The organism is Metabacillus kandeliae (assembly GCF_021166585.1).
Lineage (GTDB): Bacteria > Bacillota > Bacilli > Bacillales > Bacillaceae > Metabacillus_B > Metabacillus_B kandeliae.
In genome coordinates, this window is sequence record NZ_JAJOZE010000001.1 from 275,529 (window position 1) to 293,877 (window position 18,349).

At 31.4% G+C, this 18,349-nt stretch carries 17 protein-coding genes and 1 tRNA gene; 13 read left to right on the plus strand and 5 right to left on the minus strand.

The features are described from left to right. The first annotated feature begins 12 nt into the window (after positions 1 to 12). From LRR81_RS01335 to LRR81_RS01345, 3 genes are all read left to right on the plus strand, one after another. Positions 13 to 525 (plus strand): metallophosphoesterase family protein, encoded by a 513-nt coding sequence (locus LRR81_RS01335; protein ID WP_231787499.1) that lies wholly within the window; start codon positions 13 to 15, stop codon positions 523 to 525. Between the two features lie 135 nt (positions 526 to 660). Then, positions 661 to 737 (plus strand) — tRNA-Arg (locus LRR81_RS01340). 132 nt (positions 738 to 869) lie between these two features. Beyond that, positions 870 to 1,880 carry a tyrosine-type recombinase/integrase gene (locus LRR81_RS01345; RefSeq protein ID WP_231787500.1) on the plus strand — a complete coding sequence of 337 codons (1,011 nt, stop codon included), beginning with the start codon at positions 870 to 872 and terminating at the stop codon, positions 1,878 to 1,880. Between the two features lie 339 nt (positions 1,881 to 2,219). Here the strand turns inward: LRR81_RS01345 and LRR81_RS01350 are convergent, their stop codons facing one another. Beyond that, complete coding sequence (locus LRR81_RS01350; RefSeq protein WP_231787501.1) at positions 2,220 to 3,758, minus strand: ATP-dependent nuclease; 1,539 nt, start codon at positions 3,756 to 3,758, stop codon at positions 2,220 to 2,222. A gap of 577 nt (positions 3,759 to 4,335) precedes the next feature. On the opposite strand from LRR81_RS01350, the gene LRR81_RS01355 reads away from it, so the two are divergent. The 5 genes from LRR81_RS01355 to LRR81_RS01375 all read left to right on the plus strand — a co-directional run bounded on the left by LRR81_RS01355 (position 4,336) and on the right by LRR81_RS01375 (position 10,499). After that, positions 4,336 to 5,307 carry a hypothetical protein gene (locus tag LRR81_RS01355; RefSeq protein WP_231787502.1) on the plus strand — a complete coding sequence of 324 codons (972 nt, stop codon included), beginning with the start codon at positions 4,336 to 4,338 and terminating at the stop codon, positions 5,305 to 5,307. Positions 5,308 to 5,514: 207 nt separating this feature from the next. Further along, positions 5,515 to 6,657 (plus strand): hypothetical protein, encoded by a 1,143-nt coding sequence (locus LRR81_RS01360; RefSeq protein WP_231787503.1) that lies wholly within the window; start codon positions 5,515 to 5,517, stop codon positions 6,655 to 6,657. Between the two features lie 620 nt (positions 6,658 to 7,277). After that, positions 7,278 to 8,363 carry a tetratricopeptide repeat protein gene (locus LRR81_RS01365; protein ID WP_231787504.1) on the plus strand — a complete coding sequence of 362 codons (1,086 nt, stop codon included), beginning with the start codon at positions 7,278 to 7,280 and terminating at the stop codon, positions 8,361 to 8,363. Between the two features lie 19 nt (positions 8,364 to 8,382). Then, entirely contained in the window at positions 8,383 to 9,063 is a 681-nt protein-coding gene (locus LRR81_RS01370; RefSeq protein WP_231787505.1) for a hypothetical protein, read from the plus strand. 311 nt (positions 9,064 to 9,374) lie between these two features. Next, complete coding sequence (locus LRR81_RS01375; protein WP_231787506.1) at positions 9,375 to 10,499, plus strand: DNA/RNA non-specific endonuclease; 1,125 nt, start codon at positions 9,375 to 9,377, stop codon at positions 10,497 to 10,499. A gap of 198 nt (positions 10,500 to 10,697) precedes the next feature. Here the strand turns inward: LRR81_RS01375 and LRR81_RS01380 are convergent, their stop codons facing one another. Beyond that, a complete protein-coding gene (locus tag LRR81_RS01380; protein ID WP_231787507.1) occupies positions 10,698 to 10,967 on the minus strand; it encodes a hypothetical protein in 270 nt (89 codons plus the stop codon). A 340-nt stretch (positions 10,968 to 11,307) separates the two neighbouring features. Here LRR81_RS01380 and LRR81_RS01385 point away from each other — a divergent pair, with 340 nt between their 5' ends. The 3 genes from LRR81_RS01385 (at position 11,308) to LRR81_RS01395 (ending at position 13,346) form a co-directional block, all read left to right on the plus strand. Further along, the gene (locus tag LRR81_RS01385) at positions 11,308 to 11,670 is read left to right on the plus strand and encodes a hypothetical protein (protein ID WP_231787508.1); all 363 of its coding nucleotides are present in this window, start codon (positions 11,308 to 11,310) and stop codon (positions 11,668 to 11,670) included. Between the two features lie 34 nt (positions 11,671 to 11,704). Further along, positions 11,705 to 12,076 (plus strand): hypothetical protein, encoded by a 372-nt coding sequence (locus tag LRR81_RS01390; protein ID WP_231787509.1) that lies wholly within the window; start codon positions 11,705 to 11,707, stop codon positions 12,074 to 12,076. 415 nt (positions 12,077 to 12,491) lie between these two features. Beyond that, the gene (locus LRR81_RS01395; RefSeq protein WP_231787510.1) at positions 12,492 to 13,346 is read left to right on the plus strand and encodes an FxLYD domain-containing protein; all 855 of its coding nucleotides are present in this window, start codon (positions 12,492 to 12,494) and stop codon (positions 13,344 to 13,346) included. A 150-nt stretch (positions 13,347 to 13,496) separates the two neighbouring features. On the opposite strand, the gene LRR81_RS01400 is transcribed toward LRR81_RS01395, so the two are convergent. Then, positions 13,497 to 13,835: a hypothetical protein gene (locus LRR81_RS01400; RefSeq protein ID WP_231787511.1), complete on the minus strand. Its 339-nt coding sequence runs from the start codon at positions 13,833 to 13,835 to the stop codon at positions 13,497 to 13,499. Positions 13,836 to 14,119: 284 nt separating this feature from the next. Here LRR81_RS01400 and LRR81_RS01405 point away from each other — a divergent pair, with 284 nt between their 5' ends. Then, positions 14,120 to 14,701 (plus strand): recombinase family protein, encoded by a 582-nt coding sequence (locus LRR81_RS01405; protein ID WP_231787512.1) that lies wholly within the window; start codon positions 14,120 to 14,122, stop codon positions 14,699 to 14,701. A 127-nt stretch (positions 14,702 to 14,828) separates the two neighbouring features. Here the strand turns inward: LRR81_RS01405 and LRR81_RS01410 are convergent, their stop codons facing one another. Then, the gene (locus LRR81_RS01410) at positions 14,829 to 15,344 is read right to left on the minus strand and encodes a hypothetical protein (RefSeq protein ID WP_231787513.1); all 516 of its coding nucleotides are present in this window, start codon (positions 15,342 to 15,344) and stop codon (positions 14,829 to 14,831) included. 30 nt (positions 15,345 to 15,374) lie between these two features. Further along, positions 15,375 to 16,310 carry a restriction endonuclease gene (locus LRR81_RS01415; protein ID WP_231787514.1) on the minus strand — a complete coding sequence of 312 codons (936 nt, stop codon included), beginning with the start codon at positions 16,308 to 16,310 and terminating at the stop codon, positions 15,375 to 15,377. A gap of 602 nt (positions 16,311 to 16,912) precedes the next feature. Between LRR81_RS01415 and LRR81_RS01420 the strand changes: the two genes are divergently transcribed. Further along, on the plus strand, positions 16,913 to 18,298 hold the full coding sequence (locus tag LRR81_RS01420) for an ATP-dependent nuclease (protein WP_231787515.1): 1,386 nt from the start codon (positions 16,913 to 16,915) through the stop codon (positions 18,296 to 18,298). The last annotated feature ends 51 nt before the right edge of the window (positions 18,299 to 18,349 follow it).

The following is an 18,349-nucleotide window of genomic DNA, read 5'->3' on the forward strand; positions in this document are numbered from 1 at the left end:
GGGAAATGATGGATGAAAGTACTGATTATGAGTGACAGCCATGGCCTGACAGATGAAGTGAGAGAAATTGCAGACCGTCACAAAGAGGAAGTATCAGCCGTCATACACTGCGGCGACTCAGAGCTTGCCCTGAATGATGAGCATGTGAGAGGCATGCAAATTGTCAGAGGCAACTGTGATGATGACATGGCGCTGCCGGAAGAATTGGCTGTTGATGTTGAAGGTTATCGGTTTCTTGTTGTACACGGGCACCTTCACAGCATAAAAACCACTTTGATGAATGTAAAATACAGAGCAGAAGAGGAAAATGCCCAAATCATCTGCTTCGGACACTCGCATATCGCAGGGGCGGAGCTTGAGGACGGAAAGCTCTTCATCAACCCTGGAAGCATACGGCTTCCGAGAGTGCGGCCTGTGAAAACCTATGCTATACTGGAAGCAGAAGGAACAAAAGCGAACGTTCTATTTTACGATGAAAAAGGCAATCCTGTAGAAGAACTTTCCCAGTCATTTGAGTGGCAATAAAAAATCAAAAGAGAGGTTTTCTTCTCTTTTGATTTTTCCACTAAAATTCTTTTCAAAATCTGTTGACAAAAGTATATAAAAAAAATATAATAAATCTTGTCGCTGATACTTCTAACGAAGAAAAAGCACTGAAATGTCCCAGTAGCTCAGCCGGATAGAGCATACGCCTTCTAAGCGTACGGTCGGGAGTTCGAATCTCTCCTGGGACGCCAACTTTATACATAATGCGTCTTGATATAGCAACCTCTTATATCGTTTAGTGAAACGGTCAGTATAACGGTCATGTAAGAAATTACACCTGTTTTTTGACTTTATTCTCTAAATGAGTATAGGAGGTTTTTTTCTTGACTAAAAGTAAAAAATTGCTAGAAGTTGACGTGAATGCAGTGCAGTTATTGAAAGATTTACCTGAACTCAATTCTGGGGTACAAATTTTAAATAACTCACCTAAAAAAATACAGGTAGAAGCCTCTATTTCCGTTCTCAGCGCTTTAGAGACTGTTATAAGGCAAATGACCGTGAGTGGAAAAAGAAGTCGTACAATAAGCGACTATAGGCTTTACGTACAAAATTTTATAGACTCAACTGGAGTTATGTTTATAGGTGAAATAACTGCTGAAGTAATTTATTCGTGGTTAGACGGTATGAATGTTAGTAATCAAACAAAATTGACTCGTTTAAAATGTTTAAAAGCTTTTCTATCCAAGTGTTATGACAATAGATGGGTAGAATTTAAATTTTGGAATAAAATAACGATAAAAGTAGATCAGAAAGTTAAAAATGGGGCAACTGAACATGATGTCAACGTCCTCCTCTCATTATTAGATTTCAATAACTTTGTACAACTTAGAGATGCTGCTGCTATATTAATAATGTTTAAAACGGGAATTCGTATAAATACATTAGTTCAACTGGAAGAGCGCCATATTGACCTTGAAAATAATTTACTAAATTTGGACGGAAGTATAATGAAAAATCATCAGAACATCAAGTTGCCTTATGATGATTACTTAAAAAGGTTATTAGAGGTATTGATAAAACATAATGCTGTAATAAAAAAAGAATATGGTAAGGATAACAAATTACTATTTATTACAAAATATGGTGACGTTATATCGAATTCTCCTACACATAATAACATCCAGAAGAGATTAAATATTTATTCCAAATCATATGGCTTAAAAAACATTAATCCTCATGCATTACGAAGGGGATTTGCTAAGTCATTATTGGATAAAGGCGCAAATATAGCTGTAATTTCAAAAGCTCTTGGACATAGTGATTTGTCTGTGACAAGTAAGTATTTGCACTTAGACATGGATGAAATAGTAAAAAACCTTCGATCTTTCTTATGAAGTGTAACAGTGAAGATATAACTTGATTAAAATATCACAAAGCTATAGGGGGCTAGTTTACACTGAATTATTATTTCCTTAAATGTGAAATTGGCATAGTACATCTTCTCTCTGACTATGCCAATTTTAAGAAATCTTACAATTAATTTTAATAAGTTTCTCCCTTATAAAAAAAGATAAACAAAAAAATCACACTCTCTCTCCGAATATTATCTTAGAATTTATCGAAACGAAACCTATTTTATTAAATTAGTTCTGAAACAACTTACTAGCGAAACAATTAATATAAATAAAATATAAAAAACACCATCATGGACGGTGTTTGCAATTATACTAATGCTAATTATTTAATAGTTTTTTAACTTCCTCAAAAAATAAAAATAAATCTGTATCTTTTATATCTGTAATTGACATGTTGCTGGCAATTTTTTTGTTATTCTTTTTGATATTCATTCCAATTTGTTCTTCTATTTTCTTATTTGGATCAATTATTTTTATACTTTCACTTATTTGTCCTTTAAATACCTCTTTTAGTGCATCAATAGTGAAGTAATTTTCTAGCGAGTACCTCTCTAATTTATGTACATGGATACCATATTCTTCACAATTTTTCATAAACTTTTTTCTTATAGAGTGGCTGCCTGGGTCTGAGTCAATAAGCGCAATAATTTTATAACCATCGAATACACTCAAATCAACTTGATTCATAATATCCCCACCAAGTGGCCAGGTTTTGATGATATACTTGTTCAATAGCCCCAATTGATTTAAAAATTCTTCCACAACACCTTTATCAGTCGGTCCCTCAGTTAATATAATTAAATCTGAAGTTAAATTATCAGTTATAGAAAACCCTAAATCATTTAGTATTTCACTTCTACTTGTTGCATCTTTTAAAGTTATTTTAGTGTCGAATGAAACATGAAATATCTTATCAACAAAATTATTATCTAAAAATATATTCGAATGGGTTGTGATGAAATATTGAATATCCGTATTGTCTCCCAACGCTTTCAGTAATCTTCTCTGCATATCAGGATGCAAATGAGATTCTATTTCATCAATTAATAATAATCTATTTCCACAGTTTGCAAAAAATAAAATTACTAATAAATCTTGGAGACCTAAACCACAGTTGTCTGCTCTAAGCCATTTTCCTAGTGGGTTAGTAAAATATAATTCTAGAACATTTTTGTCATCCTTTACAATGTCAAAATCAAAGCCATTAGACACTTCAATAAATAGCTGCTTTATTTTGTTATAATTCAAATAAAGTTCCGATGATGGAAGTTGGGTCTTATAGTGAAAGAGATTATCTAATATGTTTGTTCCAGTATTATCAGCTTCCATAAGGTCAGCTACTTTTTTAGAGAACTCGATTTGTCTATGAACTGGCAAAAGAACTTTTGGACTTTCTCTTAACTTTTTGAAATAGTATGAATGAGCACTATTAAATGTCTCTTGTATAATAGTGACAAAATATTCTCGGTAATTATCTTCACCTATCTCCTTAATTAGTTCTTTCTGCACACTTATAAAAAATTTATGTAAGTCATGTTTGTAAAATACTTTCAAATTATAGTTTTCCACTACCCTTTTTAAAACTAAGAAAAATTTTGGTGTAAGGGTTTCGAAATCCTGTAGTAATGTAGCCGCTGTGCTTTTTATCTCAAGATCTATTTGCATTTTAAATAGTTCATCAAAGTATGCATAATCCATTTCCAAGCCAACAATGTCATCATTTAGAACTTCAATATATTTAAGAACTGTAGATTTTCCTGAATTATTCTTCCCTATAAAAACATTAATTTTTCCTAAATTCGATAATTCCCCTTCATTAATAATATTATGGCTTGTTAAAAGAATGTTCTTTATCATAAGATTCTCCCTTTTTTCGCTAAGAATAATATAGTGTGACTCCACATCTATATTTAAAACAGTTTCTATCAGCACAAATCTGATCCCTTACATGCATAACATTACTTTCTTAATTTCACTTTTTTTATTTGATATAGTTCAATTAAAATTTACTATACTTGGAAATATATAGCTAATATTTTATCAATTACTGTATATTATTATACAAAATTGGATTTTTTTATAGCCAAATTTGTATTAATTTAAACTATGAATAAATCTAAAAGAAGAAATATTAGTAGTTATATATACGCATCTGACTTAGTAAACAAAGAAAAGACTTTTAAAGAGAGAAAACAATATAAACAAACAGTCTCGTTTATTACGCTATCGCTCAGTATCGGGCTACGCCCTCAGTATCGGGCTACGCCCTCAGTATCGGGCTACGCCCTCAGTATCGGGCTACGCCCTCAGTATCGGGCTACGCCCTCAGTATCGGGCTACGCCCTCAGTATCGGGCTACGCCCTCATCTTTAACATCGTCTTTAATAAATAATAAGTGTTACAATTAAAAGAAATATTTGAGTTGGAGACTAATATGAGAGAAATAATAAAAAAATTTCAGTTATATGGAGATAAAGAAGTCATAAATTATATATTCAAATTGTCAGAAGAAGATTTCCTCCCCTATCGATTTGTTCATGGTGACGGGAGAATAACTGCCAATCTTGATGAGCCACTAAAATTTGTAGCATACAGAATTAAATCAATGGAGCAGTTAATGTTGAAAAAAGCACGGTCATTGCAAGCAGGGAATATTGAATATAGAAGAGACCTTCTAGACTTTGCTCAAACACTTAGTGAAGATTCAGAGTGGCTAGGTATTAATTATGATGAAGTGTATAAGGGCGACTTCAGTTCATTTGAAAAAAACTGGATAGAAGTAGCTGAATATTTAGGTGCTGAAGTTGCTAATGATCTTAAGAGATTATTAGAACATTTTACAAATCTACACACTAAAGTAGAAGAAGGAAGGGTAGAAATACGGAACCAAATTCGGCCTATAATGATAGAAGCTTTAGAAAATGCTTTGTTAAAAGTTGATATATGCAAGTCTGATAAAGAAATAGTAAAATATATAAATCGTGTTTGGTTATCAAATTTTATAAATCTTCAGGTCATTTCTAGCGGCTCAGTGAGAGTTCAGAGGAATCAAAAATCTTATTACGTAAAACCCAATTTCAACAATATTGATATAGAATTATTAGTCTTAAAAAAGACATTAAAACACGTTGGAGGGATTAATTCCTTTTCTGAGTTTCTAAATAAAAATCAAATTTCATTTGTGGAAGAAGTTATTAACTTAGTAGAGGAAGAGGTGGAAAATAAAAATTACAGTAGTTTTCATTTTGATACCAAGGGAGCCCTGATATTAAATAAAAGGTACCTAGCCGCAAAAATGGAGATGAGTGAAAGCAATTTTAAACATAAGTTAAATAGAGTTGTGAAAAAAGTAAATGAAAAATTTAATGTAGTTTTTGAAAAAAACTTTAATACTTTCAGTTTTTAAAACGTCACACAAAAGCATATATTTCATTAACGAGTATGAGGTTGTTAATATAACAATTGCTGCTTGTTAATAATTTACCCTGTCCATTCAACATTAGTTGAATGGGTTTTTTAAAAGGAGGGATTCACTTGATCAATACTGGATAAGATGCGATTCAAAACTAATAGAACCAATAGAATATAAATTTCATTAAAAGGAGTAGATAAAATGAAAAATTTTGTGAAAATGCCTATGGCAATGTTAGCATATGGGACGAATTGGTATGCAGAGGATGACGAGGTAGTTCTTTATGCACACTTAGTTTTAGAGAGGCAATACAAGCGTCCTACGTCTATACAAACCAATATTGAATTAATACATAGTATAGTACAATTTGATAAGAGTAATCCGAGTAGAGGAAAAGCTAGAGTAAAAAAAGCTTTAATAGCATTAGCAGAAAAGAGATATATTAATTTGAGTTCTAATAAGGATGAGATTAGTAACAGTTCACTACTAACAATAGACTTCTATCTCACAAAAGATAATTTATCAGTAGTTACTACTGATAATCATAAAACAGTTTTCTCCGGTTATGCAGAATTAAACTACGAAGAATATCTATTGGCAAAATATGCTGGCAGATATATAAAGATTATCATGCATACTAAGTACCGAGAAAATATAAACTATAAAATTACTATTAGTGAATGGGCTAATGTTCTGCAAATATCTGAGAGAACAGTTTTAAGAGACAAAGAAAATTGGAATGCATTTGTAACAGAAACTAAAGGAATAAAAAGTTTTACTGAGGGTGTAGGCTATAGACAGGAGGCAAGTACATATATGAATGGGGCACAAGAGACAAGTAAGACATTTGAAACAACAGAAGAGAGTTTTAAATCCAAAATAATTATGAAGAATAAAATTTCTGAATGTAAAGATAGAAGGTTCTTAAATAACCCTAATTTATTTGAGAATAGGAGTAAACTATCTTACTACGATATATATTTATGGAAAACTACTGATTGTGAGGTAGCAAAAAAAGTAGGAGATCAGCGAATTAAATCAATTTGTAAAAGCGATGGTGGTAAGGCAATGATTTCAGATTTTATTAGGAAAGCTGATGCAAGAATAATGAATGATGAAAAAAGAAAAGAAGAAATTAAAGTACGAGACTCAGTAAATATCGCTCATTTTGAGGAATTTGGTTATCCAACTGATGATAATTATAAATATGTGAGGCGAGAAGATAACGATACTATTATTAGTGAGTTTTTAGAGGATGAAACTCCAACTGTGCCTAAAAGCTGGATAGAGGAAATAATGGAAGAAGCAAGCACTTATGAACATGAAGAGTCTTGGGTAGATTAATTTTTCTAATTATTAAAATGAAAAGAGAGATTTTCTCTTTTCATTTTAATAACTTTAATTAATCTAAATGTGTCTTTAAAATTATTTAATAAAACTTTACTTTTATAATCCCTATCAATACCGGCTTACTATATGGACCCAATATGAAGGACATGGTTTATATGACATTTCCATTACATATGGTAGGAGACCATATTCCACTAGATAACTTTTAACGCTAACCCAACGTAAAAAACTTTGATAGATTTCGAATTGAAACATGATTGTTTTTTTAAAATTGTTTAATTGACCCTTTTTAGTACAGATTCTTTGTCATTACCAGTCTTCATGGTAGGAATTGCATGCCTCCCCGCATATACCTTCCATTCCTCAGCATCCAATTTAAATATCTGAGCAAATACAGGTGTAGAGTTAAAATGCTGTGTAATCTATCCTCTCCATCACTAAAAATCACCTCTCTATTATCCTAATTATATAATCGCATTACTATATACCTATTAATGACCTAAAAATTGTAAATATTGGAATTTGTGTTAAAATTATTTTAAATAGGTGAATATTGAATTACTAATAAATCACTATTTAATAAGAGCTTAAAATATGTCTGATGGGGGATAGTTGTGAGGAATAAAGCTTATATTAGTATGTTGTTAACTTGTTTTGTACTAACCGGTTGTACTGAAGATCAATATGATGAATACATTTTGAAAGGAAAAACTGCATTTTTGAAACAAGACTATCAAGGAGCATTAATTAATTTTAATAAGGCTGCTAATGAAAAATCAGATGAAAAAGTTCAGGAACTTATAAATGAGACTAATTTAAAAATTAAAATACAAGCTAGCATAAAGAGAGGTAAGACAGCCCTGGAGAGCAAAGAATACGTAAGCGCTATAAAAATACTCTCCAATATTGTAAGTAGTTATAATGACAATACAAAGCTAATAGATATGGTAGAAGATGCTCAAATTGAATTAAATAAAGCAAAATTATTAAGAGAAGAATCACTCCTTAAAGTTGCTAATTCTTCAATAGAGGGAGAGGATTATGATTATGCTACTAAAATGTTATCAGAATTGTTAGTTATAAATGAATCAAATGAAAATGCAAAAAAGCTTCTAAAATACATTGAGAATATCAACAACGGGAGTGAAGCTCTGGATAATAAACTTTATGATAAAGCTGTTTCTTATTTTACTATTGCTTTGAATGCTAAACCAAATGATAAAAAAGCAGAGAAATTAAAAGGTGAAGCATTGAATGATAAAGAGATGGAAGAAAATATAGTTAATTCGACTATTCAAGATGAAACAGAAATTAATGAATCTATACAGCAACCTGACACTAATTTTAGCGATGAAGATAATAGGAAAATTCAATTTGTAAAAGACATTCAAGCCTCGATGGAAGATTATTATAGAAGTTTCACCAGCCAATTAAGAGGATCATCAGAAATGATTTCTACAAGTTCTATAAAGTCAGAAGTCCGCCTCATATATAGCCAAGCACTTAGCATTAACGTTCCATATCCTAATTACCAACCTATAAAAGATAATTGGTTACATTGTTTAGAAGAAACAAATAAATACTTGGAAAACTTGGATGAGGTTTCAAACGGTAATCTTTCAGCTTTTGCCAAAAATACAGGTAATAAAATAACGGTATATTATGAAAAGACGCAGAATGGCTTAGACTCTATTAAGTAATAGAAATGGGATGGATATTATGAAAAGAAGATTAGAATATTTGTTCATATTAGTTTTAGTAATGGTTTCAATGATGATCAACAGTGCAACAGCTGGTGCGGCTACTCCTGAAATTAAAAAGAGTCGAGTTATTTATACTTTGAAAGATGTTAATGGGGAAAAATATAAAATCTACATAATAGGTACAAACGAAAAAAACAAAATAGCTACTTGGGATGATGTTTGGGCAGCAGTATCCTATAAAGATGTCTTATATACTGGTAATTATAAAATTTATACACAAAAAGTAGGTTCAAAGAAAATTATAGATACAGGGTTTCAATACAAGGAGTATATGTATAATGTAACGAAAAAAACAATTTACTCTTTGCCATCAAAGTATAAAGGTCAACCAGATATTCTTTCAATTGCTGAGCGGGAAGCTTCTATATATGAATCTACTGATATGTTTATTATTTATAAAGGCAAACTAAAAATGGTTAGACATGATTTTGGATATTATTTAAGACCGATGTCAATTGGTAAGAATAGTTTTCAGACAGCCGACTATGATAACGTCGACCTGCTGTGGACGATAAATAATTTTTCTTATAATTCCTCAAAGGCAACATTAATTAGAACTAAAAGCAAGTCATTTCCATACAACGATAAAGCAGATGTTAATAGATATATAAAGAATTGGAAAAAATCTTGGATGTAATATTTAAAAACATTTCTTTCTTAGCTATCGCCACTTCTTAATAATCTTGTACAAATAAGGGTGAAAACATTAAAACCTCCTATGATACACATAAAAACTTATTTGGGATCATCGATAAAATACCCACTTCTTGAAAGTGGGTTTTTCCTTCTAAATACGAGGAAAAAACTAACTGACTAATCTGTTTTATTAACCTGATTATAGAGTCGCATTCTAGCTCTTGTTTTAAATGAAGTCCTTTCTCACAATAATCAATTAGGTAGTATAATAGTATTGGTAATGTTGCTAAAATATACAAAAAGGGGACGAACATGAAAAAATTTTCATACCTGCTTACAGCGTTCTTGTTAGTTTTTCTGGCAGCTTGTTCATCAAATGAAGTATCAAGCCAAAATGAAAATACCACTACAACTAATTTAGAACAAAAAAAGGAACAACGCGTAGATGACGGTAAAGCTGAGGCCAAAGCTAAAGCTGAGGCGGAAGCTAAAACAAAATTGGATACAGAAGCTACAGCAAAAGCAGAAGCCGCGGCTAGTGCTAAGGCAGAAGCCATGGCCAAAGCTAAAGCAGAGGCTAAAGCTAAAGCAGAAGCTGCTGCAAAGGCTATAGCAGAGGCAACAGCAAAGGCTAAAACTGCAATTGCAGCCAGTGTATCAAAAATAAAAAGCGTTAACGGTGAATTTGACTATAGTAAATATCAACTACTAGTAGTAGACGGCGGAGATATGTCTGGGTACAGAAAACCAAACGTCAAAGTTGATGTAGGGTTTGGAGATAGGGACTATTGGGCTTTTACCAATGAATTCGGACAGTTAATTCGTGTAGAAGCAAAAAAAATCACTCTTCAAAACGATAAAACTGAGCATGTCACGTCATCAGGTAGATATTACCCTGATGAAGCAAATGTTCCGGGAACAGAAAGGCCGGATTTAGACCAGGGCCATGTGATTGCAGACTCACTTGGAGGAGTATCTAATGCCTATAACATTACACCTCAAGATAGCACTCTCAATAGACATGGTGACCAAGCCTACATGGAAAAAGTGATTCGAGATGCAGGAGGTTGTATAGATTTCGTAGCAGTGATTCAATATTCAAATACTCAAACCCAAACTCCTAATCATTATAAATTCACCTATAAAATTCAGGGCAAAACCATTACAGACGAATTTAACAATGTAAACCCAGATGAAGTGAATAAAAAATTAGGCAAAACAACAGCTAAAAAGAGTACACCGTCGAAAACAGAAAAGGTACCAGCAAACAAGGCATATAGTGGTAATGAAGATGTTAGCAAGGTCGATACCAATCACAATGGAAAAGTTACAATTGCCGAAGCTAAGGCTGCTGGATTTAAAATGCCAATTTCACGTGGTTCATGGCTCTATAAATATATGGATGATCGAGATAACGATGGACTCGTAGGAGAGTAAAACAAAAAGGAATATACACTTGCAACATATATAAGAAAATCAAAACAATAAACCTAATTTCTCGTTTGAAGTAAGGAGAAAGTAGACTTTTTAGATCTAATTTTCCCCTTCCTCAAACATAAACTTTGCGAAAAAAACCTACTTTTAAAACAAAAAAAGAGACATTCCTGTCTCTTTTTTTGTTTTGCTTTGCTTTGCTTATTTATGCTTAACTGTATTCCAGTTAACTTTCTTAATAGTTAGAGTGCGAGTACATTTGGTATTGCTATTATATCGCTTAATTAATGATACAATCTGGGTTTTAGTTTTACCTCTTACTGCTGAAGTAGGGTGATGGAACATATAAGTGCAATTAGCTGTTCTAAAATGCCCGCCTAATCGGTCTGTCCTTCCACTATGTGCAGAAGCATCAAGAGAATTGGAAAACATAAATATTAATATAGCTAAAATACCTACCAATTTTTTCATAATTTCACCTCCTGTTGATAAATATACCATAATTTAAGTAATATTTATTAGGAAATTACAAATAAACGGAAAAAGATAGCAGATGGAAAGATGTAGAAAAATCTTGAACATTTCGATATCTTATGGCGATTATCCTTTAGGTTGACTGAACAAGAGGAACGATGTTGTATATTGCAGTAATATTAAAAGAAAACCAATGTCAGCGCATGGAATTTAAAGGGCAGATTATGAGTATAGTTAATTAATCTTGGACATATTACACACCTAGGAAAAATTTAGTATCTACTTCCTGGGTTTTTGTGGTAATATTTAACTGTATTATTTAAGAGGGGGATGGCAAATGGCTTATATATTAAAACTTTTTGGGGTAATTTTTATTGCAATTGGACTGATTTATATTGCTACACAAGTATCGCCATTGAAAAAGCAAAATGAAAATATGGAGTATTGGAAGAAGGCAGCCGATGAGAATAGTGATAATGAACTTATTGAACAAAAGTATCTCTCATTGAACAGTGATTATAAGTCCAGTTTGTCATTAACCATCACTATCGCAATTTACAGTGTAGTCCCTGGTATCTTATTTTTTGCTCTATCTTCAATAATTACTGCTCTAAGGACTATTATGAATAACTCACTTTTGAACATTTCTCAAGCCAAGACGATTAATGATGAAAATTCAAACGTTGAAGCCTCTTTATAATAAGTTTACTTTCTGATTGAAGGAATGTGAAAACATGCTAAGTATTAATTCTATTGTTAATGAATTTAGATATGATAAGCGGTTAAAGAGGTATTCGGAAAAATATTTATTCAATGATCATATAATATATGGTTCTGTTGCAAGTAACGCTGATGTAGATCAACATAGGAATTATATTAAAAATACAATAGAACATTTTCAAGAAGTTTATCCCTTAATGAAAGACGATATAGATGATTTAGGGAGAGGAATGGCAAAGTATGAGATAGCAGTCCGCAAAGTTTTAGCGTGTATTGACTACGGTAATTTTGGATACACACCAGTTGAGTTGAAACAATTAATATTAGATGTTTTTGACTTTCATAAACTAATTGATGATATTCAAATAAGAAAATTGAATCAATAATAGGTAATACCTCCTGAAAAATGTAACATAAGTACATAACTTAGGGGGTGTTTTTATTTCTATTAAACTTCAAAATGTTGATGTATAAACAAAACTCTGGAATACTCTAACCGAAGCAAATATTAAATCCAAATTATATGGCTTATTCAATGATAGGGAAACTATAATATTCGATAGCAGAGGACAGGTGAATTTTGCTTTTAACCATTATCCATTCTTACATAGTTTTACATACTGAAAATACAGCCACATATAAGGCAAATTTCACAATTATTGCTACAGAGCAGGAAATCAAGTTTTTACTTGATAACTCTTAAATAAATAAGTATTTGTAACTACTTATTGCTACATAGTTTTTATAATCGCCTAATCTTTATTTGTTAATATACAACTGTAAAAATTAGGGAGGTGCAAGATGGGTAAGTTGTTTAGTAAGGACAGATTATTTTTCACTTCAACATTGTTGGCGGTTATTGCTGCATTATTCATTATTTGGATTTATATGACTTTTATAGTATTTGACGAATCAAAAATGAATTCTATAGAAGATAGTTTAAGTAAGGATTCTGAACTAATGAAATATTTTAGGCCCCTTACATTTAATAAAGATGATGATAATACTAATTCCTTGTCATTTACATTAGGAGGATTTATTAAACCTGAATTCAACAAACTGAATAATGAAACTAAGGTAAATAAAATAGAATTAGTAGCAGAAAAGTTTAATGAAATTACGAATTCAAACCCTGATATACCTTGTGGATTTAATAAGGAATGCACCTTGAAACAAATTATGATTTTTGATGATTTACAAAAAATTGATTACGACAAAAATGAATTTACTCCTTCATATACTGCAACTTACGACCCCTCTATAACCACTGATCAATATACGGTTTCTTTTATGAATAAAGACGGAAAGATAAATGAAATTGGAGGAACAGAAAATACTACCACTACTACTTCAAATTTCAACAATTATTCTAATGAAATTGAATTAAAAGTTATGGATGTTAATTACACTTCGAGTGAAGGTTACAATTATGTTAGTGGCGCAGTAAAGAATAATGGGGATAACACTTATACGTATGTAAAATTAAAGGTAAGTTATATGGATGAATCAGGGAATGTTCTCGATACTGATTTTACATATGCAGATGACGGTGAAGGAATAATGCCTGATGAGGAAAAATCTTATCAGTTTATGACTAGAAAAAGGGAAGATGTTAAGTACAGCAAATGTACAGTTCGAATAGTGGATTTCAATTAAAAAATCCCCTTCCCAAAAGAGAAGGGTGATGAGCCACACTGTTATCATAAGTGCAGCTAAATGCGAACGTGTGTTTTTTGTTAATGGATAAATTTTAATATATTCAATATTAATAAATTTTTAAAAAAGTGTCCTATGACACTTTTTTTATTAATGATTGAGCAGCAAACGATAATACGACTCAGAATACTCTTTGCTATTTTTTATAACAGCTTTAACAGCTTTTTTAAGCCATGCTCTAGTTAAGTCATCGTTACCCGCTTTATAATGAAAATCGTTTATTAATTCTTTCCCGAAAACACAAATAATTTTAACTGGAGTCCCATCAAATCTCTTGATATCGTCAGGCTGTTTATCACAGGAATAATGACAATAAAGTAGTAGTCCTTGATCGTTAACTAAAATATGTACTTCTGAATCGTCATTCCTTTCGCATGCTTCGACAACTTTATTAATAAATGATTTTTCACCTATTTGCATCAATTGCATAACACCTCCTTTAAATGTAACTTCTTTTAAAATTTTAAAAAACCTGTCGATTATTTGTAAAATTTTTGTAAAATAGGAAATGAACTTAGTTTACGAAAAGATTGAAAGCAAACCTTTAAACAGGGAAAAGAAAAGAGTTAATTGATTCCTAGATGAAGGGGCAAATAAGAGACAAATTTTCAAATTGAATCTTTTGAGTACACCCTATTGATACATTTTTAATTCATTGATACACTTGAGTTAATAATGTCTCATATACATGTATCAAAATAGGGGTGTATTTAATGACAAGATATGGTTATGCAAGAGTCTCATCAACAGGTCAAGATTTAACTGCTCAAATTAATCAACTAACAGAGCATGGTTGTGAAGTGATTTTTAAAGAAAAAGCTTCTGGACGTGAAAAAGATAAAAGAAAAGAGTTTAATCTGCTTGTTGAAAATGTTAGTCAAGGAGATATTATAGTTGTTGCAAAATTAGATAGATTTGCAAGAAGCACCCAAGATGCTCTCAATACAATTGCGCTTCTTAATGATAAAGGGGTTGGGCTGATCGTATTAAACATGGGGGGAGACAAAGTAGATACAACCACTGCTATAGGAAAGCTTATGATTACTGTCCTATCTGGTATTGCGGAATTTGAAGCCGATATGATAAGAGAAAGACAAATAGAGGGAATTGCTTTAGCAAAACAAAGGGGCGTATACAAAGGAAAGCCTAAAAAGTATACCACTAAGCATAAAGGTCTTGAGCACGCACTAGAATTATTCAAAAACAGGAAAACTAATAAGTTGACAGTAAATGAGATTTCAGATATCACCCAAATAAGCAGAGCGACTCTCTACAGAGCGGTAAAAGATATGTGAATTAAAAAAAAGATTATTTATTCTACCTATTGTAAAAACTGCTTTAAAGAAAGGAAAAAGCAATGGGGAACGAAATACCATTGCTTTTTTCTATGCTGTTTAGAATCAATCGTATTATTAATGTCTATTAGTGATCATTGTACCAATCGTTTATTGATCTTTTGGTTTCATAATTACTGAGTCTTATTGCTTCCTTTATTTTTTGCATTAATTCGTTATCATAAATATTCAATACTTGTACAATCTTGTCAATATTAGTATAGGTTGTGAGACTTTCAATGTATTTTTCTATATTGTAATACTTTCGGCTGTAAAAAGAGGATAGGCTATCTGTTTCCACTCCTATTTCTTTCGCTATTTCCCACGCCTTCTTTTTAGTTTTTGCTGCTCCAAAAAAATTAAGCCACTCCTGTAAATAATTTTCAGTAAAATAAGTTTTAATTTCTTTGGCCAATGTATTTAATTGTTCACGCTCTTCCCTAATTTTTGCCTCTTCTGCCCTTTCATTTTCGGCACATATCAGACAGTTCATAACTCGAAATTCTCTTCGTCTATTCCAGTCATCCATTTTACTAACTTCGGTATAAGTGCCTTTCCCACAACTACATGGATACTCACGTCTATACATTTCTTCCCAGCTCATATTTGCCCCCTGCTTTTAGTGTCTGTGAAATTATGAAATATTTTGTTCTTCTTTAGGTGAAGTATAATAGGAATGTAGGTATTCTTCCCAAGTGAATTTAGGCTCAATCTCTCTCATCAATTCTGTTAATTTAATTCTATCCCACAATTCCACTCCAGATAAAACAGCAGCTTGTATAGCGGGTTTCGTATAATAAGAATTTGTGATTACCATAGCCTTTTTGCATTTGTGCAATTTCTTCCCTAAATAAATTTCTTGTATAGCAGTATTTCCTACTTTACTCTTTAACCGTTTGCATTGAATTGCTGTTTTTTCACCCTGAAGATTTTCAGCTAATATATCTACACCTCCATCTCCACTCTTTCTGGTCACCTTTATATTTTGAAATCCTATTTTTTTTATTAAGTCTGCTATGAATACTTCAAACCTATATCCATCCATTAGGTCAACTTCTTCAATTCTAGTGGAACGAATTAAATATTCTTTTTTTAAGCTATCTTTGAACTTTTTGACCTTCTCCAAATTCCTTTCCTTTTCAAGATCAACCATTTTACTAATTTCGTCTATAGTTGGTTCAGAATATTGTGTTTGATGTTTTGGTACAGTAAACAAAGTTTTTAACAAAAGAAACGAGATTATAAGAAAAGCCAAACCAGCATACAAATCTATCACAGTAGAATAGGCGATAAAAAGACACAGAATTGAGCCAACTATATAAGCAGGGAACAATAAAATCAGTAAAAACTTTAAAAAAACTGAAAAAGCATTGAAGATATTTCTGAAATACTCTAATTTTAATTCCCGCCTATGTTGATTTTTGTTCCATTCCTCATTCCTCTTATATTTCATGAGTTCTTCATCGAAGGATTGAACTTTAATACATTCCATACAATAGGGCTGTATCTTATTGTTGACTAACTTCTCTACCATAACTTGATCGTGTTTTATACAAGTGAATTTAGGCATACATTATTGCCACCTTAGTTTTTTGTAAAAAAACTACCAAAATTTATATTATCATAATTTTAGAAGGTATCAATTATTTATAAGGGAATTTCCTCCATTTTAGAAGAAAGTTTTAATTTTTAACCTAATTACCCTTGATTAAAAGATATAATATTCTACTACTAAATGAAGGAACATAAAGGAATTTTAATGAGAAATTTTATAATATAAGAGAGGCAATATCCATTATTAATTACTCAACATATTTGTAAAAAGTAATATATAAATTCCATAAGGGGATTAAGAGTGAATAGTGTATCTATCGCCCAATTGCAGAAAAGATTTACCACACTCAAACACTGTCCAAATTCTCGGAGAGGAATTTGATTATTAGGTATACACTTACTTTGAATATATAAAATAAGGATAGAGGTAAGCAAGACATAAAAAAGTATTTTTGCTGCCTAGTAACTTTTGCTTTCAATAAATAATTTTGAGCTCCCTATTAGGCCTTTGATTTACGTATTAACTGTATTTCAAGCATGGTTTTCCTTTTTTATAAAATATAGATTATTATTAAGTTAATTACTAAATTTTAGTAGAAGTTAAGGGGAGAATATATAATGATAAAAAAGCTTACTATAAATGGATTAAGAGGTTTTGGAGAAGAACAGGAGTTAGACTTATCTTTACCAAATGGAGATATGGGTAGTGGCTTAACAATACTTGTTGGTTCGAATAACTCTGGTAAATCAACTGTAATAGAAGCTCTTAGAGCATTCCCTCAAAGAAGTCATTCACTTCCAAGTTTTACTTTGGGGAGAAGAAATATTTCTGCGGGAGATAAAGTATCCATAAAAGTAATAGATGACTTAGATAATGTAGTAGAGATTAGAAGTATTAGAACTGGAAGTAGCGAGGTAGAATTAGTTAGCAATCAAAATAATATTGGGGACATTTTTATACTCCCCTCTAGGCGTGCATTTAATCCTTTCTTTCAAAAAAATGAATTTGATAGACAGAATTATACAACATACCAAATTGGTTTTCCTCCACAAAGAGCCTCTCAACAAGATAATTTTTCAGGTAGATTATTTAATGCTGAAAAAAACAGAGATAATTTTAATAAGGTTTTAGAAAAAGTTATAAACCCAATACCAGATTGGACAATTGATCAAAATGACAATGGTCACTATTTTCTTAAATTTTCAAAGGGAACTATAAGTCATAGTAGTGAGGGGGTAGGAGAAGGGATAGTTAGTTTATTTTTTATTATTGATGCTCTTTATGATTCAAATCCTAAAGATATAGTAGTAATTGATGAACCAGAATTATCTCTTCATCCCTCACTACAAAAGCGTTTAGCTTCTCTTATTAGCGAATATTCAAAAGAAAGACAAATACTTATCGCAACTCACTCACCTTATTTCATTGATTTAGAAAATCTTGTAAATGGTACCACTATAGCAAGAGTTCATCAAAAAGAAAATAATACAGTCATTTCCCAAATCAGTAATGAATCGGCTAATTTTATTAATAGAAGTTTAAGCAATCTTTATAATCCTCATGTTTTTGGTTTAGATGCCAAGGAAGTTTTTTTTCTAGAGGATAGAATATTGTTAGTTGAAGGTCAGGATGATGTTATCTTTTATAAATTAATATTAGACCAACTCGATATTAAGCTAAATGGACAATTTTTTGGATGGGGTATTGGTGGTGCAGATAATATGCACCAAATAGCTAAATTATTTGATGAACTAGGATTTGAGAAAGTGATAGGTATTTTGGATGCCGATAGAGAGTATCATCTTCCTGGATTAAGGGAGCAATTTGAGAACTATAACTTTTTTGCTATAACTGCAAATGATGTAAGAACGAAACAACCGAGAAAAGCAACTGCCGGGGTAGAAGGAATCTTAAATGAGCAAAGAAATATTCGTATTGAACATTTAGACGCAACTAAATCAATGTTTAGAGAAATAAGAACCTATTTGGGTAATGACAATTAACCGTTAGTTAATAAATAAGTAGTTATAACCCTAATTGAAATAGGATTTTCT